Annotated in this window: 20 protein-coding genes and 1 pseudogene; 13 read left to right on the top strand and 8 right to left on the bottom strand. The window is 67.2% G+C overall.

Features of this window, described 5'->3' with window-relative positions; genetic code table 11:
- Nucleotides 1-15: 15 nt before the first annotated feature.
- Nucleotides 16-549: a cold-shock protein gene (locus HUW53_RS01145; RefSeq protein WP_237343892.1), complete on the top strand. Its 534-nt coding sequence runs from the start codon at nucleotides 16-18 to the stop codon at nucleotides 547-549.
- A 130-nt stretch (nucleotides 550-679) separates the two neighbouring features.
- Nucleotides 680-1,144, top strand: a complete 465-nt coding sequence (locus tag HUW53_RS01140; protein WP_370877820.1) for a DUF192 domain-containing protein — start codon at nucleotides 680-682, stop codon at nucleotides 1,142-1,144.
- Nucleotides 1,145-1,187: 43 nt separating this feature from the next.
- On the opposite strand, the gene HUW53_RS01135 is transcribed toward HUW53_RS01140, so the two are convergent.
- Nucleotides 1,188-1,472, bottom strand: a complete 285-nt coding sequence (locus HUW53_RS01135) for a hypothetical protein (RefSeq protein WP_237343891.1) — start codon at nucleotides 1,470-1,472, stop codon at nucleotides 1,188-1,190.
- A 510-nt stretch (nucleotides 1,473-1,982) separates the two neighbouring features.
- On the opposite strand from HUW53_RS01135, the gene HUW53_RS01130 reads away from it, so the two are divergent.
- Nucleotides 1,983-2,822 (top strand): transporter, encoded by an 840-nt coding sequence (locus HUW53_RS01130; protein WP_237343890.1) that lies wholly within the window; start codon nucleotides 1,983-1,985, stop codon nucleotides 2,820-2,822.
- Nucleotides 2,823-2,867: 45 nt separating this feature from the next.
- On the opposite strand, the gene HUW53_RS01125 is transcribed toward HUW53_RS01130, so the two are convergent.
- Together HUW53_RS01125 and HUW53_RS01120 are read right to left on the bottom strand one after the other, a co-directional pair.
- On the bottom strand, nucleotides 2,868-6,482 hold the full coding sequence (locus HUW53_RS01125) for a hydantoinase B/oxoprolinase family protein (protein ID WP_237343889.1): 3,615 nt from the start codon (nucleotides 6,480-6,482) through the stop codon (nucleotides 2,868-2,870).
- A 247-nt stretch (nucleotides 6,483-6,729) separates the two neighbouring features.
- The gene (locus HUW53_RS01120; RefSeq protein WP_237343888.1) at nucleotides 6,730-8,094 is read right to left on the bottom strand and encodes a hypothetical protein; all 1,365 of its coding nucleotides are present in this window, start codon (nucleotides 8,092-8,094) and stop codon (nucleotides 6,730-6,732) included.
- Nucleotides 8,095-8,803: 709 nt separating this feature from the next.
- On the opposite strand from HUW53_RS01120, the gene HUW53_RS01115 reads away from it, so the two are divergent.
- Together HUW53_RS01115 and HUW53_RS01110 are read left to right on the top strand one after the other, a co-directional pair.
- Nucleotides 8,804-10,438 (top strand): GMC family oxidoreductase, encoded by a 1,635-nt coding sequence (locus HUW53_RS01115; protein ID WP_237343887.1) that lies wholly within the window; start codon nucleotides 8,804-8,806, stop codon nucleotides 10,436-10,438.
- Between the two features lie 14 nt (nucleotides 10,439-10,452).
- Nucleotides 10,453-11,967, top strand: a complete 1,515-nt coding sequence (locus HUW53_RS01110) for an aldehyde dehydrogenase family protein (RefSeq protein ID WP_272903687.1) — start codon at nucleotides 10,453-10,455, stop codon at nucleotides 11,965-11,967.
- A 62-nt stretch (nucleotides 11,968-12,029) separates the two neighbouring features.
- Here the strand turns inward: HUW53_RS01110 and HUW53_RS01105 are convergent.
- A pseudogene (locus HUW53_RS01105) lies at nucleotides 12,030-12,285 on the bottom strand (IS5/IS1182 family transposase); the annotation flags it as partial.
- Nucleotides 12,286-12,456: 171 nt separating this feature from the next.
- Here HUW53_RS01105 and waaF point away from each other — a divergent pair.
- The 5 genes from waaF to HUW53_RS21725 are packed head-to-tail and all read left to right on the top strand — an operon-like array spanning nucleotide 12,457 to nucleotide 17,312.
- Nucleotides 12,457-13,479 carry a lipopolysaccharide heptosyltransferase II gene (gene waaF, locus HUW53_RS01100; protein WP_237343886.1) on the top strand — a complete coding sequence of 341 codons (1,023 nt, stop codon included), beginning with the start codon at nucleotides 12,457-12,459 and terminating at the stop codon, nucleotides 13,477-13,479.
- Nucleotides 13,476-14,543 (top strand): lipopolysaccharide heptosyltransferase I, encoded by a 1,068-nt coding sequence (waaC, locus tag HUW53_RS01095; protein ID WP_237343885.1) that lies wholly within the window; start codon nucleotides 13,476-13,478, stop codon nucleotides 14,541-14,543. Before waaF ends, waaC begins: the two co-directional genes overlap by 4 nt.
- 44 nt (nucleotides 14,544-14,587) lie before the next feature.
- Nucleotides 14,588-15,574 carry an ADP-glyceromanno-heptose 6-epimerase gene (gene rfaD, locus HUW53_RS01090; RefSeq protein ID WP_237343927.1) on the top strand — a complete coding sequence of 329 codons (987 nt, stop codon included), beginning with the start codon at nucleotides 14,588-14,590 and terminating at the stop codon, nucleotides 15,572-15,574.
- A gap of 20 nt (nucleotides 15,575-15,594) precedes the next feature.
- Complete coding sequence (rfaE1, locus tag HUW53_RS01085) at nucleotides 15,595-17,031, top strand: D-glycero-beta-D-manno-heptose-7-phosphate kinase (protein WP_237343884.1); 1,437 nt, start codon at nucleotides 15,595-15,597, stop codon at nucleotides 17,029-17,031.
- Nucleotides 17,028-17,312 (top strand): tautomerase family protein, encoded by a 285-nt coding sequence (locus HUW53_RS21725; RefSeq protein WP_307500413.1) that lies wholly within the window; start codon nucleotides 17,028-17,030, stop codon nucleotides 17,310-17,312. The genes rfaE1 and HUW53_RS21725 overlap by 4 nt, the downstream gene beginning before the upstream one ends.
- Nucleotides 17,313-17,337: 25 nt before the next feature.
- On the opposite strand, the gene argE is transcribed toward HUW53_RS21725, so the two are convergent.
- A complete protein-coding gene (gene argE, locus HUW53_RS01075) occupies nucleotides 17,338-18,495 on the bottom strand; it encodes an acetylornithine deacetylase (RefSeq protein WP_237343882.1) in 1,158 nt (385 codons plus the stop codon).
- A 194-nt stretch (nucleotides 18,496-18,689) separates the two neighbouring features.
- Here argE and cobU point away from each other — a divergent pair, with 194 nt between their 5' ends.
- Nucleotides 18,690-19,202: a bifunctional adenosylcobinamide kinase/adenosylcobinamide-phosphate guanylyltransferase gene (cobU, locus tag HUW53_RS01070; protein WP_237343881.1), complete on the top strand. Its 513-nt coding sequence runs from the start codon at nucleotides 18,690-18,692 to the stop codon at nucleotides 19,200-19,202.
- A gap of 4 nt (nucleotides 19,203-19,206) precedes the next feature.
- Here the strand turns inward: cobU and cbiB are convergent, their stop codons facing one another.
- Nucleotides 19,207-20,172 carry an adenosylcobinamide-phosphate synthase CbiB gene (gene cbiB / locus HUW53_RS01065; RefSeq protein ID WP_237343880.1) on the bottom strand — a complete coding sequence of 322 codons (966 nt, stop codon included), beginning with the start codon at nucleotides 20,170-20,172 and terminating at the stop codon, nucleotides 19,207-19,209.
- A gap of 242 nt (nucleotides 20,173-20,414) precedes the next feature.
- Between cbiB and HUW53_RS01060 the strand changes: the two genes are divergently transcribed.
- Entirely contained in the window at nucleotides 20,415-21,176 is a 762-nt protein-coding gene (locus tag HUW53_RS01060) for a metallophosphoesterase (protein WP_237343879.1), read from the top strand.
- Nucleotides 21,177-21,256: 80 nt separating this feature from the next.
- Nucleotides 21,257-22,429 carry a vWA domain-containing protein gene (locus HUW53_RS01055; RefSeq protein WP_237343878.1) on the top strand — a complete coding sequence of 391 codons (1,173 nt, stop codon included), beginning with the start codon at nucleotides 21,257-21,259 and terminating at the stop codon, nucleotides 22,427-22,429.
- Nucleotides 22,430-22,527: 98 nt separating this feature from the next.
- Here HUW53_RS01055 and HUW53_RS01050 read toward each other — a convergent pair whose 3' ends face one another.
- Together HUW53_RS01050 and HUW53_RS01045 are read right to left on the bottom strand one after the other, a co-directional pair.
- Complete coding sequence (locus tag HUW53_RS01050) at nucleotides 22,528-23,001, bottom strand: phasin (protein WP_237343877.1); 474 nt, start codon at nucleotides 22,999-23,001, stop codon at nucleotides 22,528-22,530.
- Nucleotides 23,002-23,236: 235 nt separating this feature from the next.
- Nucleotides 23,237-23,776, bottom strand: a complete 540-nt coding sequence (locus tag HUW53_RS01045) for a phasin family protein (RefSeq protein WP_237343876.1) — start codon at nucleotides 23,774-23,776, stop codon at nucleotides 23,237-23,239.
- Nucleotides 23,777-23,843 lie beyond the last annotated feature (67 nt).

The raw sequence follows: 23,843 nt of genomic DNA, 5'->3' as shown, positions 1-23,843 counted from the left end.
CGGGCAGACGGAATCATGAACGAGGGGACCGAGAAGCCCGTCGGGCTTGAGGAAGTTTGCGGCGCCATCAAATGGTTCGACGCAACGAAGGGCTATGGCTTCATCGTCCCCGACGACGGCGGACCTGACGTGCTCGTTCACGTCACCTGCCTGCGGCGCGACGGATTCCACACCGCCGTGGAGGGCGCCCGGGTGATCTGCGAGGCGGTGCGCGGCGCCAAGGGACGCCAGGCGTTCCGCGTGCTCGCCGTGGATCTCAGTACGGCCGTGCATTTGGCGCCGCCGGTCCCGCGGGCGCGGGTGGAGATCGAGGCCAAGGAAGAGTTCGAGCGCGCCGAGGTAAAGTGGTTCAACCGGCTACGCGGCTTCGGTTTCCTCACCAGGGGGGATGGCTCCCCGGACATCTTCGTGCACATGGAAACCCTGCGACGCCACGGCCTCACGGAGCTTCGCCCCGGCCAATGGGTGCTGGTGCGGTATGGCGATGGGCCGAAAGGCCTGATGGCGGCGGAAGTCAAGGCTGACAGCGGCACCACCGGGAATCATTGACATGTTCATGCTTGCAGCATCGCGGCCCTTCCGGCGCGCGGTCGCCGGCCCGTGTGGGCTCCTTACGGCGGGCGCCGGAGACTGCACCACACGAACCCGTGCCAAACAAACGCGCGCCCCGTGGCGCGTTGTGGCCGCCGCGCTGCTGGCGCTGGCCGCGCTGCCGGCGGCGACCGTGCTGATACCCGCCCTGCGCTCCGTCGCCGCCGCCATGACGGTGGAGCCCATGGAGATCGCCACCAAGTCCGGCGTCGTCGTGCTGGAGGTGGAGGTGGCGCAAACCGATGCCGAGCGCACCACCGGCCTGATGTATCGCAAGTCTCTGCCCGACCATCACGGCATGCTGTTCGACTTCCAGGTGGACCAGCCGGTCTATATGTGGATGAAGAACACCTACATCCCGCTCGACATGCTGTTCATCCGCTCCGACGGCACCATCGCCCGAATCGCCACCATGACCACGCCCCTGTCCACGGCAACCATCGCCTCCGGCGAGCCGGTGCGCGCCGTGGTGGAGATTGCCGGTGGCACCGCCAAGAAGCTCGGCATCGCGCCGGGCGACACGGTGGCCCATCGCGTCTTCAAGCAGAAATAGCGGCGGGGCCGGCGCGCGATGGGGCGCCGCCGGTCGCCACCTCTCAGGGGCGGTTGGCGGAATTGCCCGCCTGGGTGAAGAACTGTTCCGCATACCAACGCATTTCGGCCTCGACCTCCGGCTTGCCCGCCAGTTCGCACTGATCCACCAGGGTGCTCACCCGCTCGAACATGGCCGCCACATAAGCATCGGGATTGCCCTGGGCCTGCGCGATCTGGATCACCAGATCCCGCAGGATGAAATGCTGCACCATGGAACGGGCCTGTTCCACGGCCACCGCCTTGACGAGGCCGTTGAGCCACTCCAATCCCTTATCGTTCTCCGACATCACATCTCCTGTGCACCGCGGTGGCCATGCCGCGCCGCGGCAGACTATTCAAGCATCCAGGCAGGATAGCTTCCTTATTTGTTGCCCTTCGGCAACATCTTTGAGGTTTATGAGCAATGACGTGTCGTCGCGGGTCCAAAGAGCATAGTGCCCGGCCGCTGGGCGGCCTATAAGATGAGCAGCTTCGGCTTCTAGGAGTCTGGATCGGGCTTTTCCAGATATCCTCGCAGGTCTCGCGCGGCATCATGTGAGGTCCACTCACGCCGTCGGGTCGTGACACGCTGCTGCAAGCTCTCCCCATTGCCACATACGCCTTCCGGTCCGCCATGACCGGCAGAACGGGTACTTGAGCATATTGCGGGCCGCGCGCCTGCGATCCATCCGTCGCGAGCAGGCTGGCGCCTGTCCGCGGTTCATCATGTTGCGCCATCAAGAGCGCATCGAGGAAACGCCGGCGCCGGCGTCCAAAGAGCCTGAAGGCCGGGGCCCTGCGCCTTATCGGAGGAAGCCATGACGACATTCGCAAGAATGGCGGTCGCCGGAGTTTTGTCCGTCGCGGCCTTTTGCCCGGCCGCCCATGCGGGCTCGGTGACGCAGCCCGGTGAGACCATCGGCCTCGCCACCGGCGCGCCGCTGCCCGAGGGTGTTTATTTCGTCGATACGGCAGACTGGGGCTGCCGGAACACCTCGCCGGATTCGACCTGCGTCGGGGTCAACATTCCGGTGCTGGCCTGGGCGACGCCGGTGAATTTCTTGGGCGCCCGCGTCCAGCTTCTCACGGCGGTACCCACGATCACGGTGGGCGTGAACGGCGAGGATTACACCTCCGGCTTCTACAACCCCTTTTTCGCCGGCCAGCTCGCCTGGGATCTCGGCAACGGCTTCGGCTTCAGCTACCTGCTCGGCTTCTACGCGGGGGTGAACACCAGCGTCGGCTTTGATTCCTCCTCGCTCAACCAGCGTTTCGCCCTGAGCTACACCGCCGACGGCTGGAACCTGACCGCCAACGCCATCTGGGGCATCCAGTTCGATGGCAATACCAGCACCATCAATCCGGACTTTCTGAACGTCGATCTCACCGCCACCAAGAAGTTCGGCAAATGGGAAGTCGGCCCGGTGGCGTATTACTCCACCGATCTCAACAGCCCTGCGACCTTCTACCAGAAGCAGAGTCAATTCGCGGTGGGTGGCCTCATCGGCTACGACTTCGGGCCGGTGATCTTGCAGGCCTATCTCACCACCGACGTCTATGAAAACAATTATGGCGGCACCGACACCCGTGGCTGGGGCCGCATCATCATTCCCCTGTGGAATCCGCCGCCGACGCAGACGGCCATGATCCACAAGTAAGCATCAGCGCGAAGCCGGCGCGCCCCTCCGGGCGCGCCGATGCGGTCAGGGCCTGCCGCGCTTGGCCGGGTCACCGAAGCCGCCACCGGTGGGGGTGATGATGGTGATGGCGTCCCCCGCATCGAGCCGCACCTGCGCGCAGCCGCCGATGTCCTCCTCGCCGCCATCGGCCCGCCGCACCAGGTTGCGCCCGCGCGCGCCCGGCATGCCGCCCGCGCTGCCGAACGGGGCCACCCGGCGATGCGAGGAGAGGATGGCGCAGTCCATGGCCTCCAGGAAGCGGAGGGTGCGCAAGGTGCCGTCGCCGGCATTCCAGCGCCCGCGCCCGCCGGAGCCCGCCCGCAGACAGAAGGCCTCCAGCACCACGGGGTAACGAAACTCCAGGATCTCGGGATCGGTGAGCCGGGAATTCGTCATGTGGGTGTGCACCCCGCCCACGCCGTCGAACCCTGGCCCCGCCGGAGCGCCGGAACAGATGGTCTCGTAATACTGGTAACGATCATTGCCGAAGGTCAGGTTGTTCATGGTGCCCTGGGCCGAGCCCAAGCTCCCGAGCGCGCCGAACAGGCAGTCGGTGACGTGCTGGCTCACCTCCACGTTGCCCGCCACCACCGCCGCCGGATAGGCGGGCGCCAGCATGGAGCCCTCTGGCACCACGATGCGGATCGGGCGCAGACAGCCGGCATTGAGGGGAATCTTGCCCTCCACCATCACCCGGAACACATAGAGCACCGCCGCCTGGGTAACGGGGCCCGGGGCATTGAAATTGTCGGGGCGCTGGGGCGAGGTGCCGGTGAAATCCACCACCGCCTCGCGCTTCGCCCGGTCCACGCTCACCTTCACCTTGATGAGCGACCCCTGGTCCATCTCCACCGCAAAGGCGCAATCGTCGAGGCGATCGATGACGCGGCGCACGCTCTCGGCGGCATTGTCCTGCACATGGCCCATGTAGGCGGCGACGACTTCTTCCCCGAAATGCGCGATCATCTTGGCCAATTCGCGCGCCCCGCGCTCGGCGGCGGCGATCTGGGCCTTCAGATCGTTCACGTTCTGGGTCACGTTGCGCACCGGATAGGGAGCGGTGGTGAGCAGCTCCCCCAATTCGGCCTCGCGGAAACAGCCCCGCTCCACCAGCTTGAAGGTGTCGATATAGACGCCCTCCTCCTCGATGGTGGTGGCGCGCGGCGACATGGAGCCGGGCGCGATGCCCCCCACGTCCGCGTGGTGCCCGCGCGCCGCCACATAGAACAGGATGCGTGCGCCGGCAGTGTCGAACACCGGCATCACCACGGTGATGTCGGGCAGGTGCGTGCCGCCGTTGTAGGGCGCGTTGAGGGCATAGACGTCGCCCGGCTCGAACCGGCCGCCGGTGGCGCGGATGACGCTTTCCACCGACTTGTCCATGGAGCCGAGGTGCACCGGAATGTGCGGCGCATTGGCGACGAGCTGGCCTTCAGCGTCGAACAGAGCGCAAGAGAAATCCAGCCGCTCCTTGATGTTCACCGAATAAGCGGTGTTCTGGAGCGTGTGGCCCATCTGCTCCGCCACCGACATGAACAGATTGTTGAACACCTCCAGCAGCACCGGATCGGCCGCCGTGCCGAGCGCGGGCGCGTGCCGCGCCGGGTCCCGGCGGCGGAGCACCACATGGTCGCGCGCGCTGACCTGCGCCGCCCAGCCCGGTTCGATGACGATGGTCTGATGCGGCTCGATGAGGAGGGCCGGGCCGGAGATGCCCTGCCCCGGCTTGACGTCGGCGCGGCGGTAGACGCCGGCCGCGTGCCATGCGCCCTGGGAATAGAAGCGGGTGCGTGCCGCCGGTTCCGGCGCGCCGCGCGCGAGCGGGGCCTCGGCCTCCTTTACCTTGGAGCCACCGCCCACGGCCTCGGCGGAAATCGCCTCGATGACCAGGGCCTTGCTCTCGTCGATGAAGCCGAAGCGGGTGCGGTGCGCGTGCGCGAATGCCGCCTTCATCTCCTCCGCCGTCCCGAACGGCACGATAAGGGCGGAATCGGTGCCCGCGTAGCGCACATGGGCGCGGCGCAGCACGGCGATGTCGGGCTCCGGAACCCCCTGCCCCATCAGTTCCGCGCGCACCTGATCTCCGGCCATGTGGAGTGCGGCGGCGGCGGCAGCGACGCCATCGGCGTCAAGCGGGACCTCGACCGTGCGCTGGCGGGTGGCGCGGATGTCCGCGAGCCCCATGCCATAGGCCGAGAGCAGACCGGAGAAGGGATGGATGAGCACGGTGCGCAGGCCGAGCACGTCCGCCACCAGACAGGCATGCTGCCCGCCCGCGCCGCCGAAGCATTGCAGCGCATATTCGGTGACGTCATAGCCGCGCTGCACGGAGATGGTCTTGATGGCATTGGCCATGTTCTCCACCGCGATGCGGATGAAGCCGTCCGCCACCGCCTCCGGCGCGCGCCCGTCGCCGATGCGCGCGGCCAGCTCGGTGAAGCGCGCGCGCACGATGTCTGCATCCAGCGGCGCGTCGCGGCCGGGGCCGAAGATCCTCGGAAAGAAGTCGGGATTAAGCTTGCCAACCATCACATTGGCATCGGTGACCGCAAGCGACCCGCCCCGCCGGTAGCAGGCAGGACCGGGATCCGCCCCCGCCGAATCCGGCCCCACCGTCAGCCGCGCCCCGTCATAATGCAGGATCGAACCACCGCCGGCCGCCACCGTGTGGATGGACATCATGGGCGCGCGCATGCGCACCCCGGCCACCTCGGTCTCGAAGGCCCGCTCATATTCCCCATCGAAATGGGACACGTCGGTGGAGGTGCCGCCCATGTCGAAGCCGATCACCTTGCCGAAGCCGGCGATGCGCGCGGTCTCGACGCATCCCACCACGCCGCCGGCGGGACCGGAAAGGATCGCGTCGCGCCCCTGGAACAGTCCGGCATCGGTGAGCCCGCCGGACGACATCATGAACATGAGGCGGCAACGCCCGCTCGTCCCCTGAAGCTCGGCGGCCACCTGCTCCACGTAGCGCCGCAGGATGGGAGAGAGATAGGCATCCACCACCGTCGTGTCGCCGCGGCCCACCAGCTTCATGAGCGGCGACACCTCGTGGCTCGCGGACACCTGCGCGAACCCCACCTGACGCGCCACCTCCGCCACCGCCCGCTCATGGGCGCAAAAGCGATAGGCGTGCATGAAGACGATGGCGCAGGCCTTCGCGCCCGCCGCCCGCGCGGCTTCAAGGTCCGCCCGCACCCGGTCGAGGTCCGGCGCGCGCTCGACCGTGCCGTCGGCGCGTATCCGCTCGTCCACCTCCACCACCTGGGCATAGAGCTGCTCGGGCTTCACGATGTGCCTGGCGAAGATGTCCGGCCGGTCCTGGTAGCCAATGCGCAATGCGTCGCCGAAGCCGCGGGTGATGACGAGCACCGTGGGCGCGCCCTTGCGCTCCAGAAGCGCGTTGGTGGCGACCGTGGTGCCCATTTTCACGGCGTTGATGTCATCGGCCGGAATGCGCGCGTCGGGCGACAGCCCCATCAGTTCGCGGATGCCCTGGATGGCCGCGTCACGGTAGGCTTCCGGGTTTTCCGACAACAGCTTGTGGGCGACGAGGCGGCCATCGGGCCGGCGCGCCACGATGTCGGTGAAGGTGCCGCCACGGTCGATCCAGAAATCCCAGCCAGAACCCGTCATCGCTCGTCTCGTCCCTCAGAGCCCGATCGCCTTCCACAGGCCTCCTCGTCTCTATAGAGGCTTTGCCACCCAGGGGGCGAGAGCCCCGGTTCAGACCGCCCTCGGAAACGGGCTGCACACGCGAAAAAGCCGGACCTGCACGATGGCACGTCCGGCTTCGGGGCTAAGCCGCCTTCCCGGGCTCCGGCTTGCGCCGGGCGTCCGGCGACGAGCCCGGCGGCAGCGCCCGAGGGGAGACGCCGTGGGTTCAGGCCGCTTCGTGCGCCGCCTTCATCGGAACAGAGGCCGCCGCCGGCTGCTCGGTCACATGCCAGAACGACTGGTCGAGGCCGCTCACTTCATGCGCATGATCCACGCGGATGCCGATGGTTTTCTCCAGCAGCAGCGTCACCACCAGCGCGGCGATTGCCGTCAGGCCGACGATGACCACGACGCCGAACGCCTGCATCCCCAGCGAAACGGTGGCATGCTGGAAGACGTAGGCCCCTTCCTTCAGACCAAAGAAGCCGCCCTGCGGCACGCCCGCACCAATGACACCCGCCGCAAGAACGCTGAAGATGGAGGGACCCAGAGCCAACGGCGCGACCTTCGGCTCGTCGATGCCGAGCGCCAGCAGCAGCCGCTCGCCGCCGAGCAGGATGAAAGGCCCGAACAGGGAGAGGACCAGCGCCTGCCACGGCATGGCGATGTCGAACAGCGCCGAGCAGGCGACATAACCCGCCACCGGCCCAAGCAGAATGTAGCCAGGCTTGTGGGTGCGATAGGCGATCAAGCCACCCGACAAGGCGCCGCCGCCGAACGACATGAAGACATTGGTGAAGACGATGCCAAGGCCGGAAGTGGCCATGGTGGGGCCGAAATAGCCGACATCAGGCACCAGGAAGCCGCAGCCCACCACGAACATCGGAATGGCGATGAGCAGCAGCAGCACGCCGATGGACAGAAGCGAGAAATGTCCCGGCAGCGGCGCGCCGCCGAGCCGCGGGCCAAGCCGCCAAGCAAGCACCACCGCCCAGGTGCCCACCACCATATAGAGGCAATAGGCTCCAACGAAGTCGTGCAGGCCAGAATTGGTCAGCGGGCTGGCGGACCCGTAAGTGAGATAGGCCGCCACCGGCACCACCACCGCCCCCACCACGGCCGAAGTGATATAGCAGGCGGCCGCCTTCAGCCGCTCCAGCCCCGCGCCCTGGATCAGAATGGCTGTGAGACCCGAGAAACAGAAGAAGAAGATGCTGAAGATCTGGAATGTCTCTCCCTCGGCCACCGCCTTGGGGTCGATATTCTGCGCGTAATGCAAAAGATTGAAGCCGAACAGCCCCCAATCCTTCACCGCGACGCCCAGGGCATCTGGCACTCCAAAGGCTTGGTAATATTGCAGATTCCAGATGGCATAGCCAAAGAACATAAACGCCACGCCGGCGATGAAGGCGGCCAGAACCTTCTGAACGATGGTGTCGATGATGTTTTCACGTTTCACGAGTCCCGCATCAATACAGATCACCGCCACCACGCCAAGCAGAACACCGATCGTGGCGAAAATATAAAAGAATGCCGCAAGGTATTGATGCGTACTCGCCTGTTCGGCGAATGTCTGTAGCTGTGTCGCCATGTTGATTTTCCCTCTGGTGTCATCTTTCGGCGATCACACGTGCGTCGCCGTGGGCAGGACGAAGGCAAAAGAGAGTGCCGGTCGACGACCGCGCACGGCTGGACCTGGCGCCAAACGGCCAGCCCTGGCACGGCCCGGAAATCCCTCAAGACCTCATCGAAGCAGCCTGCAAACGGCGTACCATTTCATTTCTATACAAACGTTCCTGGCGCAGCACGCGCGCAGTCCGTGCCAAAGGCCGGCGGCCCTCCGCGCCACGACTGCGCGAAAGCATTGATACATATCGAGAATTTACTGTGGATCAGCCCTGCCGCCCAGCACTCTCGCGGGCCAGGCCAAACAATCCGAAACATATATGCCCGCTATTTGCACGCTATGGCAGACGAAAACCTGATCGCGAAATGGATACAATATTCCTCATACGCTTATTTCAAGAGCAGCAACTGAGGCAGATGTATAAATCGTAATCAGCATTCCCCATGGTCATTGCTTATGATCACCCCGATGGTCCCGCCCCGCAGGGACCGGCGACATCGGGAAACCATTCAGACTTCTGAGATCGCATGCGCCCGAACGGAGCTTCTCGAAAATTCATTCGTATAGAAATGAATTGGCACGAGACTTGCGAAGCCATCACCGCGCTGCGTAGCGCGCCGCACGGGCCTCGCTTGCACCGCGGCCGGACCGAAGAACTCCAGGGGAGACAGCGATGAGTGAAGCGACCCTCGCCGGCTTGAAGGTTGATCGGGAGATCCTGACCGAAAGCGTCCGCGCCAACTATGACTTCATCGTCTGCGGTGGCGGCGCGGCCGGTTGCGTGGTGGCCCGACGCCTCGCCGAGAACCCGGAGGTGAGCGTCCTGCTCATCGAGGCCGGCGGCAGCGACCGCGTGCCCTCGGTGGTGGATTCCACGCAATGGATGTGGAACATCGGCACCGAGCGCGATTGGGGTTTCAAGGCCGAGCCCTCCCCCACCGTGAACGGCCGCACGCCGTTGCTGCCCATGGGCAAGGTGCTGGGCGGCGGCTCCTCGGTCAATGGCTCGGTCTGGGCGCGCGGCCACAAGCACGACTTCGACAATTGGGCTGAGGCCGCGGGAGATGCGGCCTGGAACTATGAATCCGTGCTGGCCATCTACCGCCGCGTCGAGGACTGGCAGGGGCCGAAGGACGCCCATCGCCGCGGCACCGGCGGCCTGCTCAACATTCTCCAGCCGGAAAACCCCATCCCCCTGGTGGCTGGGCTGATCGAAGGCGCGAAGGCCATCGGGATTCCTTACGTCGACGACATGAACGGCGCCGCCATGGAGGGCGAAGGCGGCTGCGGCCTGCCCAACGTGCTGGTGCAGGACGGCAACCAGCGGGTTTCCATGGCGGCCACCTATATCCACCCTTATATGGACCGGCCCAATCTCGCGGTGCTGCTGTGTGCGGAAATCACCAGACTGGAGATATCCGGCAAGCGCGTGACCGGCGTGTCGTTCGTGCGGCGTGGACGCAGCTACACCGTGTCGGCGGACAAGGAGGTCGTCCTTTCGCTCGGCGCCATCAACACGCCGAAGCTCCTCATGCTCTCCGGCATCGGCGATGAGCAGCACCTCCGTGCCCATGGCATCAAGGTGGTGCAGCACCTGCCCGGCGTCGGCAAAAACTTCCAGGACCATATTCTGCTCGCTGGATGTTGCTTCGAATACATCACGCCCGAGCCGCCCCGCAACAATGCCGCCGAATTCGTCTTCATCGCCAAGAGCGACCCCTCGCTCAAGACGCCCGACCTGATGCCCGTGCTGGAGGAAACGCCGTTCGGCAGCGAGGTCACCGCCCAGCAGTTCGACCTGCCCGTGGGCCCCGCCTCTGCCTGGACGCTGGCACCGGGCCTTGCGCGTCCCGACAGCCGCGGCGAAGTCCGGCTTGCCAGCGCCAATCCCTTCGACAAGGCGCTGATTCACGCCAACTTCCTCGGCACCGAAACCGACATGAGGGCCATGGTGCGCTGCGTGGAGATGTGCCGGGAAATCGGCAATTCCATCTTCTGCACCCCCTACCGCAAGCGGGAGGTGATGCCGGGACCACTTCAGGGGCTGGAGATGGAGAACTTCATCCGCAACGCCGCGGGCACCTATTTCCACCAGAGCTGCACCGCCAAGATGGGGCGCGACGACATGAGCGTCGTTGACGGCGCGCTGAAGGTCTACGGCATCGAGGGGCTGCGCATCGCCGATGCCTCCATCATGCCGCAAATCACCACCGGCAACACCATGGCGCCCACCGTCATCATCGGCGAGCGGGCGGCCGAGATCATCGCCGCCCACCACGGCTTTGCCGCCGTCGCCAAAGCCTCCTGAACACAGAGCGCCCCATGACCATGAAGCTCTCCATGACCGCCATCTCCGGTGCAGACCTGCTCAAGACGGCGGCTGCGCAATTCATCGCCAAGCCGCACAAGCTGTTCATCGGCGGGGAATGGCGCGACGCCGTCTCCGGCGAGACTTTCGATGTGGAAGACCCCGCCACCGGCATGGTCATCGCCAAGGTGCCGGCCGCCAGTGTCCAGGACGTTGACCTTGCGGTCATCGCGGCCCGCAAGGCGCTCGAAGGCCCGTGGTCGAAGATGACCGGCCTGGAACGCGGCAAGCTCATCAGCCGTTTCGCGAGCAAACTCGAAGAGCTTGCGGACGAGTTGGCGGAAATCGAGGCCATCGACTGCGGCAAGCCCGTGGCCTATGCCAAATATGTGGACGTGGGCCTTTCAGCCAACACCTATCACTACATGGCAGGCTGGGCGAGCAAGGTGAGCGGCGAGACCGTCTCCGTCTCCACCCCCGGCGAGTTCCATGCCTACACGCTGCGTGAGCCGGTGGGCGTGGTGGCGCAGATCGTGCCTTGGAACTTCCCGCTGGTGCTCACCGCCTACAAGCTCGCCCCCTCCCTTGCCGCCGGCTGCACCTGCATCATCAAGCCGGCGGAACAGACCCCCCTCAGCACGTTGCGTCTTGCCGAGATCATCGAGGCGGTGGGTTTTCCGCCCGGCGTCGTGAACGTGTTGACGGGCTACGGCGCCACGGCCGGCGCCGCCCTCGCCGAGCACCCGGGGGTGGACAAGATCGCCTTCACCGGCTCCACCGAGGTCGGCAAGATGGTCGCCCGCTCCGCCACCCATTCCCTCAAGCGGGTGACGCTGGAGCTGGGCGGCAAATCGCCGATGGTGGTGTTCAAGGATGCGGACCTGGAGCGCGCCATTCCCGCGCTCGCCTCGGCCATCTTTTTCCATCAAGGTCAGGTGTGCACGGCTGGCTCACGCCTCATCGTGCACCGCTCCATCCACGATCAGGTGGTCGAGGGCATCGCCGCCGAGGCGTCGAAACTGGTCATCGGCCACGGCCTCGAACCCGGCACCACCATGGGACCGTTGATCTCCAGTCGCCAGATCGATCGGGTGATGGCCTACCTTGACCAGGGCGTCGCCGGTGGCGCCAGCGTGGTTTGCGGCGGCGGACGGCTGGGCAACGCCGGCTACTTCATGGAGCCCACCATCCTCACCGGTACGAAGGCCGGCATGGCGGTGGTGGACCAGGAGATCTTCGGCCCGGTCCTGTGTGCCATGTCGTTCGACGACGACGAGCTGGATACCGTCGCCGCGGAGGCCAACAACAGCCCGTTCGGCCTTTCGGCCAGCATCTGGACGCGGGATCTGTCCACCGCGCACAAGATGGCAAAACGGATCAAAGCCGGCAGCGTGTGGATCAACATGCACCACTTCTTCGATCCGGCCTTGCCGTTCGGCGGCTTCAAGCAATCGGGCTGGGGCCGCGAGCAGGGCGCGGACGCCATCCGCACCTTTACCGAGGTGAAATCCGTCTGCGCCGCGCTGTAGGGGCCAGATCGCGATCGCCGGGCCGGCGCCACCCGCGCCGGCCCCCACCACCGAGAAGGGGGATCAAACAGCGCGGCATCCATGCCTTCGACCAGCGCATAGGCGAACGCGATGTCAGTGCGCTGTCCCGGCATCCCGTTCAGGCGGACCGGGAGCCCAAGGGCATCGGCGGCGGCGTGGATCTTGGAGCTCAACCCGCCGCGAGACCGGTGCCGGCCTTGGGCATCCGCCCCCTTTTGCGGTGCGGGCGCCAGCGGCATGCCGGTGCGCCCGCACGATGATGCTGTCGATCATCGGCCACCCGACGCGAGCGACGCGGACTGACAGGCGGGGCGTTGCTCCAGCTCGCCATCATGTGGATACCCCCAGCAAGAGCAAGCGTGGCGCGGCTACGTGCGTGCCCCTACCAAAACACCCCCAGACCCCTCTTCGCTTGACGGCGCGGCCTGGCCTTGTCATGAGGCAAGACTCTTTGGCCATGAGTCTCCCATGCGTGCCTTCGGTTCCGTGTCGCCCCTTCTGCTTGTCGGCCCGTCCTGGGTCGGCGACATGGTCATGGCGGCAAGCCTGGTGGAAGTGCTGCGCATGCGCGAGCCGAGCCGCCCCATCGATGTGCTCGCTCCCGCCGCATCTCTGCCCATCGCCCGCATGATTCCCGGCGTGCGCCGCACGATTCCCCTGGGCCTTGGCCATGGGACACTTGGGCTTGTGGCCCGCTGGCGGCTGGGACGGGGCCTCAGGGACGAGGGCTATGGCAAGGCCATCATTCTGCCGCGTGCGTTCAAGGCCGCGATCACGCCGTTCGCCGCTGGCATTCCGGAACGGGTGGGCTACCGGGGCGAGATGCGGTCCGCACTCCTCACCGACGCGCGCCCCGACACCGCCCGCAAGACCGCCCGCACCATCGACCGTTTCGTGGCCCTGGCCCTGCCGGAGGGCACGCCGACCATGGCGCCGCGCCCCCATCTGATGCTGCCCGACGGCATCCTGGACACGACCGAGGCCAAGTTTCCGCTCGCCGGCGAAGGGCCGGTGATGGTGCTGTGCCCGGGCGCCGAATACGGGCCCGCCAAGCGCTGGCCAGCGGAAAAGTTCGCGGCCCTCGCCGCGCTGGCGGTGAAGGCCGGCTACCGGATCCGCGTGCTGGGCTCCCCCAAGGACCAGGAGGCGGCCAATATCATCGCCACCGCCAGCGGGGTGGCGGTGGACAATCTGGTGGGGCGCACCAGTCTCATCGAGGCGGCGGCGATCCTCGCCACCGCGGATGTGGTGATCTCCAACGATTCGGGCCTCATGCATGTGGCCGGGGCGTTCGACAGGCGGCTGGTGGTGATCTATGGCGCCTCGTCCGAGAAGATGACGCCGCCGGCCTCGCGCCGCGCCCGCGTGCTGGCGCTCAACCTGTCCTGCCGGCCGTGCCACAAGCGCGAATGTCCGCTCGGCACCCTCGCCTGTCTTGAGGGCATCGCGCCGGAGGACGTGCTCGCCGCCGCCGAAAAGACCGGGCAATGAGGCTGCTCGTCGTCAAGCTCTCCTCCCTGGGCGACGTGGTCCACACCTTCCCCGCCCTCACCGACGCCGCGGCCGCCCTCCCCGGCCTTGACGTGGACTGGGCGGTGGAAGAGGCATTCGCGCCGGTCGCGCGCCTCCATCCCGCCGTGCGCCGCACCATCAGCGTGCCCCTGCGCCGCCTGAAGAAGCATCCGTTCGCGGCCTGGCGCTCGGGCGAGGCGGCGGCGGTGCGTCGGGCGCTGGGTGAAACCCGCTACGACTTGGTCATCGACGCCCAGGGCCTCATGAAAAGCGCCTTGGTCGCCGCCTGCGCCAACGGCCCGCGCCACGGTTTCGACCGGGCGAGCGCGCGCGAGCCGCTGGCGACCCTGCTCTATGCCGAGACCCACCATGTGCCCGAGACCGAGCACATGGCGACGCGCATCCGCAAGCTGTTCGCCGCCGCTCTCGGCTATCGCCTCGACCGGCGGCCTGCCGACACCGGCCTAAGCCCGGCCACGTCGGCGCGGGCGCCCTACCTCGTCTTTCTCCACGGCACCACCTGGCCGACCAAGACCTGGACCCGCGAGGGCTGGCGCGCGCTCGCATCCCATGCCGCCGCCGAAGGGCTCCGGGTGCTCCTGTTCGCCCACGGCGCGGCGGAAACAGCGCGCGCGCGGGCGATCGCCGAAGGTCTGCCGGCGGTGGAGCTGCTGCCGCCCCAATCCCTGGACACCCTCGCGCCACTGTTGCAGGCGGCCGCCGGCGTGGTGAGCGTGGATACCGGCCTCGGCCATCTGGCCGCCGCCTATGGGGTGCCGACACTGGGTCTCTACGGCCCCACCAATCCGCGCCTGACCGGCCTGTTCGGCGCGCGGGTCCGGGAACTGCCGTCGACCCGCGCCTGCGCGCCCTGTGAGAAGGCGCGCTGCCGGATCGCCCCCGACACGCGGGACGGTCCGCCGTGCCTCGCCGACCTTGGGGCAGGCGCGGTGTGGCAGGCGCTGAAGGCGCTGCAAGCGGCGCCCGCCGTGGACAAGAACCGGAAAAGCATGGCACACGAGGCGGGATTGCCCGATCGCTGAGAGGCACCCATTTCATGAAGCGCCAAGTGGCCATGAGCCGCGACATTCTTCTCGTCACCGGCGGGGCCGGTTTCATCGGCTCCAACATCGCCCGCGCGGCCGCAGAGGATGGCTACCGCGTGGTGGTGGCCGACTGGCTGGAGGACGGCCCCAAGTGGCGCAACATCTCAGACATCGCGCTCCATGACGTGATCCGCCCCGAGCGGGTGAACGATTTCGTGGAGAAGGAGGGCGGCCGGCTCGCGGCGGTAGTGCACATGGGCGCCGTGTCCGCCACCACCGAGCGGGACGCCGACAAGATCGTGGCGCGCAACATCCGCGCCAGCCTCGACCTATGGGACCTGTGCGGCCGCAAGAGCCTGGGCTTCATCTATGCCTCGTCCGCCGCCACCTATGGCGACGGCACGGCCGGCTTCACCGACGACGAATCCACCCAGGGCCTGTCCCTGCTGGCGCCGCTCAACCCCTACGGCTGGTCAAAGCTGTTCGTGGACCGGCGCATCATGGCCGATGTCGAGAATGACGCGTCGCGGCCGCCGCAGTTCGCGGGCCTGCGCTTCTTCAACGTCTACGGCCCCGGCGAGGCCCATAAGGGCGACATGCGCTCGGTGGTGCACAAGATCTACCCCGCCGCCGCGCAGGGCGAGAGCGTGACCCTGTTCAAGTCCCACAATCCCGAGTTCGCCGACGGCGGCCAGCTCCGCGACTTCATCCACGTCTCCGACTGTGTGGACGTGGTGCGGTGGCTGCTGGAGAATCCGGATGTGTCCGGCATCTTCAACGTGGGCACCGGCAAGGCGCGCTCGTTCGCCGACCTCGCCCGCGCGGTGTTCGCCGCGCTCGGCCAAGCGCCGCGCATCACCTATGTGGACATGCCCGAGAGCCTGCAGAAGGCCTATCAATATTTCACCGAGGCGGACGTGACCAAGCTGCGCGCCGCCGGCTACAAGCGACCCTTCCTCTCGCTGGAAAGCGGCGTGGAATCCTACGTCAACGAGTATCTGAAGGGCCGCGACGAGGGCATCGGGTGAGAACCCGGTGAGTGTCCATCATGGTTGATCAAGGCGCGCCGCGCATCACCGTCATCGGCGATGTGATGGTGGATCGCTATATCGTCGGCTCGGTCTCGCGCATCTCGCCGGAAGCCCCGGTGCCGGTGCTGGTGCATGGGGCCGAACGCATCGTGCCCGGCGGCGCGGCCAACGTCGCCGCCAATGCCGCCGCCCTCGGCGCGGCGGTGACGCTGGTGGGCCTCGTGGGCGCCGATGCGGAAGCCGCGGCGCTCGCCGGTGCGCTGGCGCCCTATTCGGGCATCGACCTGTCGTGGCTGGTGGCGGACCCGGAGCGGCCCACCATCACCAAGACCCGCGTCATGAGCGGCCGGCAACAGATCGTGCGCATCGACGCCGAGACCCAGGCCCCGCCCTCGCGGGCGGCCTGTGACGCCCTCGTGGCCGCGGCTCAGGCGGCGGTGAAGGGCAGCCGGGTGGTGGTGCTCTCCGATTACGCCAAGGGGGTGCTCAGCGACCTGGTGATCGCCGCCACCATCGCCGCCGCGACGGCGGAAGGCGTGCCGGTGATCGTCGATCCCAAGCGCCGCACTTTCGAAGCCTATCGGGGCGCCAGCCTCGTTACGCCCAACCGGCTGGAACTTGCGGCCGCCACCGGCCTGCCCGACACCACGGACGCCGACGCCGCCCAGGCCGCCGCCGCCGCCGCGGCCCAGTTCGGCGGCGACGTGCTGGTGACCCGCGCCGAAAAGGGCATGACCCTGTGGCGGCGGGAAGGGCGCGTGCTGCATGTGCCGGCGAAGGCGCGGGAAGTGTTCGATGTCTCCGGCGCCGGCGACACCGCGCTCGCGGCCCTCGCGGTCTCCCTGGCCTCCGGCCATGCGCTGGAAACAGCGGTGCATTTCGCCAATGCCGCCGCCGCCGTGGCGGTGGGCAAGGTGGGCACCGCCGTGGTGACGCGCGCGGAGCTGGCGGCGGCGCTCGAAGCCGGCGTGCCGGAGGGCGCGGAGGAAGGCGCCCTCGTCAGCCGCGCGCAGGCGGCCTCCATCATCGCCGGCTGGCGCGCGGCGGGCGCCACGGTGGTGTTCACCAACGGTTGCTTCGACCTGCTGCACCCCGGCCACGTCTCCTTGCTGGAGGCGGCGGCGCGGGAGGGCGACCGGCTGGTGGTGGCCCTCAACACCGACGCCTCGGTGCGCCGGCTCAAGGGCGAAAGCCGGCCGGTGCAGGACGAGGCCGCCCGCGCCCGCGTGATGGGCGCGCTGCGCTGCGTTGATCTCGTGGTGCTGTTCGACGAGGACACGCCCTATGACACCATTGCGGCGCTGAAGCCCGACGTGGTGGTAAAGGGCGCCGACTACCGCGAGGACCAGGTGGTGGGCGGCGACCTTGTAAAAAGCTGGGGCGGCCGGGTGGCCCTGGTGCCCCTGGTCGAAGGCCGCTCCACCTCCGCGCTGGTGGCCAAGGCGCGAGGGTGAGGCGCGGGGTTAGGCCGGGCCATCCGGTTCGGACCCGCGCGAACAGGGAGTTCACCATGCCTGTCATCACCGTTCGCATCGGCAAGGGTCGCCCCATTGAAACCAAGCGTGCCCTTGTCGCGGCGCTCACCCAGGCCGTGGCGGAGACGTTGGACGTGTCGCCCGACTGGGTCACGGTTCTGATCGAGGAATACGACCGGGAAAACTGGGCCACCGGCGGCGAATTGCACGCCGACAAATTCGGTCCCGGCTTCGGAAAGACCGGCACGGTGGAGGTGTGAGGCCACGACCGCCGTCCGCCCGTGCTCATCCGCAATAATCGATGATCTTGCGCACGAAGGCTTCGCAGGCCTCGATCTGGGTCAGGTCCACATATTCGTCCGGCTGGTGCGCCTGCGCGATGGAGCCCGGCCCGCACACCACGGTGGGGATGGCGCCCATCTCCACGAACAGCCCGGCCTCGGTGCCATAGGCCACCTTGGCGTGATCGTTGCGCCCGGCCCAGCGCTTGGCCAGCGTGACGATGGGGGCGGACGGGTCAGCGGAAAGGCCGGGAATGGCACCCGTGATGTGAAATTCGATGCCGGCCTCCGGCGCCCGTTCCTTCATGGCCGGCTCCAGCTCGGTGCGCGCATGATCGATGATCTCGGCCACCAGAGCGTCGATGTCCTCCTCCGGCAAGGCCCGCACCTCCCAGTCCATCACCGCGTGATCGGGCACGATGTTGAGCGCCGTGCCACCGTGCAGGGTACCCACATGGGCGGTGGAAGTCGGGATGTCATAGAGCGCATCCCGCCGCCCCTCGCGCAGCAGCCGCGCGCCCAGGGCCGTGACCCGCGCCGCGATCAGGGCCGCCACCTCCACCGCATTCACCAGTTCCGGCGCCCGGGAGGAATGGCCGCCCCGGCCGGTGACGCGGGTGCGCAGGGAGCGCTTGGCCTTGTGGCCGACCACCACCTGCATCGAGGTCGGCTCGCCGACGATGCAGCCTTCCGGCCGATAGCCCCGCGCCACCATGTGGGCGAGCATCGGCCGCACCCCCAGGCATCCCACCTCTTCGTCATAGGACAGGGCCAGATGGATGGGCTTTTTCAGCGTCCGCGCCTGCATCTCCGGAACCAGCCCCAGGCAGACGGCGAGAAAGCCCTTCATGTCGCAGGCGCCCCGGCCATAAAGGCGGCCGTCCCGCGCGGCGAGGGTGAAGGGATCGCTGGTCCAGTCCTGGCCGTCCACCGGCACCACGTCGGTGTGCCCCGACAGCACGATGCCGGGCACCTCGCGCGGACCGATGGTGGCGATGAGCGCCGCCTTTCCCTGCGCCACGTCGTCCACCCGCTCGAAGGCGACGGAACGGGCGCGAAAGAAATCCTCCACCGCCGCCACCAGCGACAGGTTGGAATTCCGGCTGGTGGTGTCGAAGCCGATGAGGCGCGCAAGCCACTCCAGCGTCAGGTCGGCCGCCATCAAAGTCTCCGCGTCATGGTCGGTCCACCAATTATAGCCGCGAGACCCGTCCTGGCAGTGCACAAAATTCGGCCGGCGGTTGCGGTCCCAACAGTCGCCGCTAGTGTCGGCACGCACGGGAGCACGCATTCCTTGATGGCAAGCGGCAGCGGGATGAATCAGCAGGCCCCATCTCTCACACGGGAGGGCACGGCGTGACCCGCCTTGTCCTGGTGCTGGGCGGCGCCCGCTCGGGCAAGAGCGGATATGCGGAACGCCTCATCACCGCCACCCCCGACCCCTGGGCCTATCTTGCGACCGCCGAGGCGCTGGATGCCGAGATGGCCGAACGCATCACCCTCCACCAGGCCCAGCGCGCGGCCGGCTGGCAGACCCATGACACCCCCCTCGCCCTCGCCGGCGCCCTCGATGCCCTGCCGCCCGAGCAGCCCGCGCTGGTGGATTGCCTGACCCTCTGGCTCACCAACCACCTGCTCGCCAACCACGACCTCGAGGCCGAGACCGCCGCCCTGGAGGCGGCCCTGGCGCGGCGCAGCGGGCTGACCGTCTGCGTCGCCAACGAGGTCGGACTCGGCATCGTGCCCGACAACGCCCTCGCCCGGCGCTTCCGCGACGCCGCCGGGCGGCTCAACCAGCGCCTGGCGCAGCGGGCGGATCAGGTGGTGTTCATGGTCGCCGGCCTGCCCATGATGGTGAAGGCCGGCTGAGCGCTCACATCAGCCCGGCGAGGACGACCCCGGCCAGCGCCAGCGCCACCAGCAGGCCATCGGCCCGGCGATAGAGCCGCAGGGCGGCCCGGATGTCGGCGGCGGTCGCCGCGCGCCGGCCCTCGCCCATGAAAGCGTCTTCGGTGAAGACGCCGCCATAGACCTTCGGCCCGTTCAGTTGCAGGCCCAGGGCGCCGGCCATGGCGGCCTCGGACCAGCCGGCATTGGGCGAGCGATGGCATGGGGCGTCGCGCCGCATGGCGATGAAGGCCGCGCGCGGCGAAGCCCCCGGCAGCAGAGCGGCGGCGCCGATGAGAAGGGCGCCCGCAAGGCGCGACGCCGGAAGATTCACATAATCGTCGCAGCGCGCCGCCGCCCAGCCGAAGGCCGCGTGGCGGGGCGTGAGATGTCCGATCATGCTGTCGGCGGTGTTGAGCGCCTTGTAGACCGCGCCGCCGGCAAGCCCGCCCACGCACATCCACAGCGCCGGCGCGACAATGCCATCCGAAAAATTCTCGGCGAGGCTCTCGATGGCCGCCCGCGCCACGCCTGCTTCGTCCAGCCGCTGCGGATCGCGACCCACGATATGCCGCACCGCCTCGCGCCCCGCCTCCAGCCCGCCGGTCTCCAGCGCGGTCGCCACCCGCTCCACATGCCAATGCAGGGAGCGCTGGGCGACGAAGGCGCTTCCGACGACGCCCGCGACGATCCAGCCGAACGGCAGAAAGCCCAGGGCGCGCTCCACCAGCAAGGCGGGAACCCCGGCCACGGCCACCAGCACGGCAACCGTCGCCACGCCGAGAAGACGCCGCCGGCGATCGGAGAATTCCGGCCGGTTCCAGGCCTGGTCGAGCCGCGCGATCAGGGCGCCGATCCAGATCACCGGGTGGCCGAGGTGCCGCACCAGGATCTGCGGATAGCCGAGCGCCGCCTCGACCATCAGGGCCACCGCCGTGATGTGGAATCCCATGCCTCGACCATTGCCCCCGATTCGTGTCACCCACCTGTCGCTTACCGCGCGCCGGAGAGCCGTTCCACAACAGAGCGCGGCAACTTGCGGGAATCCGGTACCGCCGGGAAGGCGGGGGCGTCCGGGAACCGGTGCGGCGCGACATTTATTGCTGCGATAGGACGCGATCCCGCCCTAATATGCCGCGAGGCGGCACGGACGGATCGGGCGGCACAGATGAATCGGCTGGAGGCAAGTCAGCCATGAGCATTGTGCAACGAGTGACGGAACTGCCGCCCCTGAACGCAAGCAAGCCTCCACGCGTGGCGGAAGGGATACGAGTCTATGCGGTGGGGGACATCCACGGCGAGATCGACATCCTGCGAAACCTGCACCGGCAGATGGAAGCCGATCAGGCCGCCCATCGCAACCGGATCCAGCAGGAAATCTACCTCGGCGACATGGTGGACCGCGGACCAGACAGCGCGGCGGTGCTCTCCACCCTGATCGAACGGCGCCGCGCGCGCGGCACCATCTGCCTTTCCGGCAACCATGAGGACATGATGCTGGAGGCACATCGCGGCCTTGCGGCATTCATCCACTGGATCGCGCTCGGCGGGTTGCCGGCGGTCCTTTCATACCTGCCGGAACTCGCGCCGGTGGTGGGCGAACTGGAGGTACGCGAGCTTTGGGACCGCTGGCGCCGCGCCATCCCCGAAGCCCACCTCACGTTCCTGCACAGCCTTTCGGTGACCCATGTGTGCGGCGACTACCTTTTCGTGCATGCCGGCGTCCGGCCGGGCGTGCCGGTCGAGGCGCAGAGCCGGCACGATTGCCTGTGGATCCGCCATGACTTCCTCAGATCCGAGGAAACGTTCAGCCATGTGGTGGTTCACGGCCACACGCCGGCGCCGGTGCCGGAGCTCCGCGCCAACCGCATCGGCATCGACACCGGCGCGGTGTTCACCGGGCGCCTGACCTGCCTCGTCCTCGACGGCAGCGAGCAGACTTTACTCTCCACCTGAAGCGCCCGGTCACGGCCCGCGTCACCGGTGACACGACCGGCGGCATCGTGCTTCACTGACGCCAGGAGGAGACCGGCGCCATGTTCATCGCATTCTTCGAGGCCCTGAAGGCGGCCGGCGTTCCGGTGTCCGTGCGCGAGTATCTCACCCTCATGGAGGCCATGGATCGGGACCTTGCCGGGCGGCAGGTAGAAACGTTCTACTATCTCGCCCGTGCCAGCTTGGTGAAGGACGAGCGCCATCTCGACAAGTTCGATCAGGTGTTCGGCCACTGCTTCAAGGGCCTGGAAGCCGCCGTGGGCGAAGAGGCCCATGCCATTCCCGCCGAGTGGTTGCGCAAGCTGGCGGAAAAGCACCTGACGGATGAAGAGAAGAAGCAGATCGAGGCCCTCGGCGGGCTCGACAAGCTCCTGGAAACCCTGGCCGAGCGGCTGAAGGAACAGAAGGCGCGCCACCAGGGCGGCAACAAATGGATCGGCACCGGCGGCACCTCGCCCTTCGGCGCTTACGGCTACAATCCCGAAGGCGTCCGCATCGGCCAGGACGGCAATCGCAATTTTCGCGCGGTGAAGGTCTGGGACAAGCGGGAGTTCCGGGACCTCGACGACCAGGTGGAGCTCGGCACCCGCAACATCAAGGTGGCGCTGCGGCGCCTGCGCAAATTTGCTCGGGTGGGCGCGGCGGAGGAACTGGACCTCGACGGCACCATCCGGCAGACCGCCCGCGCCGGCTATCTCGACGTAAAGCTGCGCCCGGAACGGCGCAATGCGGTGAAGGTGCTGCTGTTCCTGGACGTCGGCGGCTCCATGGACTGGCACATCGCCCAATGCGAGGAGCTGTTCTCGGCCGCGCGCTCAGAGTTCAAGTATCTGGAGCATTTCTATTTTCACAATTGCGTCTACGAGACCGTCTGGCGCTCCAACGCCCGGCGCTCCAGCGAGCGCATTCCCCTTGAGAACGTGCTGCACACCTATAGCAGCGACTATAAATTGATTTTCATCGGGGACGCCTCCATGGGGCCTTATGAGGTCCTGTATGCCAACGGCTCAGTGGAGCACAACAATCCCGAGCCGGGCAAGGCGTGGCTTGGCCGGCTGCTGGCCACCTACCCGCGCGCGGTGTGGCTCAACCCCGTACAGGAAAACCATTGGAGCTACACGGACTCCATCCGCCTGATCGGCCACATCATGGAGAACCGCATGTTCCCCCTCACCGTCGAGGGCATCGACGCCGCCATGCGGGAACTGACCTGACACCCTGCCCCCGCCACAATGCGGAAGGAACAGACGCCACAAGAAAAAAGGCGCCCCCAAGGGCGCCTTTTCCAACTCGCGATGGGCTGAACGCGGGCTCAAGCGGCCGGACGCGTGGCCTTTTCGACCGAAGACTTGATCGGCTCCGACGATTCGGCCGCGACCTTCTGCGCCAGGGTCGTGAGATCCTTCGCCTGGACGGTGGCGGTCTCGAACTGCTTGCGGGCGTGGCCGGTGGACAGCTCCACCGCCTCGGCAAGGCTCTTGCTCTGCAGCAGGGAGCTGAAATAGTCGAAGGTGGAGTTCACGTTCGACTGCATGGCCTCGAGCACCTTGGCATTGTACTCGGCCACGCCCTTGCTGGCGGTGGTGTAGGTATCCTCGAGGGTGGCATTCACCTGCTCGGCGGACACCTTCAGCTTGTCGTAATTCTCGCGCAGGGTGGCAAGGCCCTTCTCGGCGATCTCGCGCACCGCCGGCGGCACCTCGACAGGAGGAATGCCGTTCGCCGAAAACGCCTTTTTCGCTGCTTCAATCTGGTCCTGGTATGCCTTGATGAAGGAGTCGCTCATGTCATCCTCGGGCCGAGCGCGGGGTCGTGTCGCATAAAAAGGCAAGCCTCTCCGCCAGAACCCCGTTCGGAAGCCCCCCTCCCCGCATTCAGGGCGCATCCAGAACAGCGAAAGACCGGTCACAAGCTGGAATGAGAGGGGCCTTGCCCTGACGACCTTTTACATAGCCGAAGGTGAGGTGCGGCGCAAAAGTAATCTTGCGCCGCACAATGAAAACAAAGACTCGGTAAATGGCTCAGGGCTTCTGATTGGGGTCGAGGGCCTCGGTGGCTTTCGCCTTGGCTTCATTGACCACGCTCTCGCCGACCGTCTTGAGGTCCTGCGCCGCACTCTGCGCGCTCTTGGCGGCGGCCGCGGAGAGCTCTTTCACCCGTTCCGCCAGGGCGCGGGCGCGCTCGTCCAGGGTGCGCGCGGTGGTTTCGCCAAGGGCCTTGGCATCGGCGCCCAGGGCCTTCGCCTGCTCGGACACCTTCTGCACCTGGGTGGAAAGGAACTCCGCCTGGAAGCTCAGCAGTTCTTGCGGCGTCTTCGCCGACATCAGCTTCTGCAGGAAGTCGAACCCGGACTCCATGTTGGCTTCCATGAGGCCAATGGCCTTCTGCCGCAGATCGTTGACCCCGGCGCACACTTCTTCGAGCTGCCCCTCGCTCTGGCCGACCGCGTCGCGCGCGTTCTTGAAGAGTGTCTCGAACGCCTCGCGGGCCTGGGCGACATTCTTTTCCGCGACCGCACGCACTTCCGCGGGCAGTTCGAGATTCGGACCGAACTTCGTCATGGCGCTTACTCCTCGGGCTTGGGGACGGCGCGGGCGGCCGTGCCGCTCGAATATTAGTATGCGCCCT

It is taken from the genome of Xanthobacter agilis (genome assembly GCF_021730435.1).
Lineage (GTDB): Bacteria > Pseudomonadota > Alphaproteobacteria > Rhizobiales > Xanthobacteraceae > Xanthobacter > Xanthobacter agilis.
Note: the sequence above shows the minus strand (reverse complement) of the source record. Positions and strands in the feature narration are given on the sequence as shown.

Coding starts and splice junctions, on each gene's coding strand:
- HUW53_RS01145 (WP_237343892.1), top strand. CDS start 16: ATGAACGAGGGGACCGAGAAGCCCGTCGGGCTTGAGGAAGTTTGCGGC.
- HUW53_RS01135 (WP_237343891.1), bottom strand. CDS start 1,472: ATGTCGGAGAACGATAAGGGATTGGAGTGGCTCAACGGCCTCGTCAAG.
- HUW53_RS01130 (WP_237343890.1), top strand. CDS start 1,983: ATGACGACATTCGCAAGAATGGCGGTCGCCGGAGTTTTGTCCGTCGCG.
- HUW53_RS01125 (WP_237343889.1), bottom strand. CDS start 6,482: ATGACGGGTTCTGGCTGGGATTTCTGGATCGACCGTGGCGGCACCTTC.
- HUW53_RS01120 (WP_237343888.1), bottom strand. CDS start 8,094: ATGGCGACACAGCTACAGACATTCGCCGAACAGGCGAGTACGCATCAA.
- HUW53_RS01115 (WP_237343887.1), top strand. CDS start 8,804: ATGAGTGAAGCGACCCTCGCCGGCTTGAAGGTTGATCGGGAGATCCTG.
- HUW53_RS01110 (WP_272903687.1), top strand. CDS start 10,453: ATGACCATGAAGCTCTCCATGACCGCCATCTCCGGTGCAGACCTGCTC.
- waaF (WP_237343886.1), top strand. CDS start 12,457: ATGCGTGCCTTCGGTTCCGTGTCGCCCCTTCTGCTTGTCGGCCCGTCC.
- waaC (WP_237343885.1), top strand. CDS start 13,476: ATGAGGCTGCTCGTCGTCAAGCTCTCCTCCCTGGGCGACGTGGTCCAC.
- rfaE1 (WP_237343884.1), top strand. CDS start 15,595: ATGGTTGATCAAGGCGCGCCGCGCATCACCGTCATCGGCGATGTGATG.
- argE (WP_237343882.1), bottom strand. CDS start 18,495: ATGGCGGCCGACCTGACGCTGGAGTGGCTTGCGCGCCTCATCGGCTTC.
- cbiB (WP_237343880.1), bottom strand. CDS start 20,172: ATGGGATTCCACATCACGGCGGTGGCCCTGATGGTCGAGGCGGCGCTC.
- HUW53_RS01060 (WP_237343879.1), top strand. CDS start 20,415: ATGAGCATTGTGCAACGAGTGACGGAACTGCCGCCCCTGAACGCAAGC.
- HUW53_RS01055 (WP_237343878.1), top strand. CDS start 21,257: ATGTTCATCGCATTCTTCGAGGCCCTGAAGGCGGCCGGCGTTCCGGTG.
- HUW53_RS01050 (WP_237343877.1), bottom strand. CDS start 23,001: ATGAGCGACTCCTTCATCAAGGCATACCAGGACCAGATTGAAGCAGCG.
- HUW53_RS01045 (WP_237343876.1), bottom strand. CDS start 23,776: ATGACGAAGTTCGGTCCGAATCTCGAACTGCCCGCGGAAGTGCGTGCG.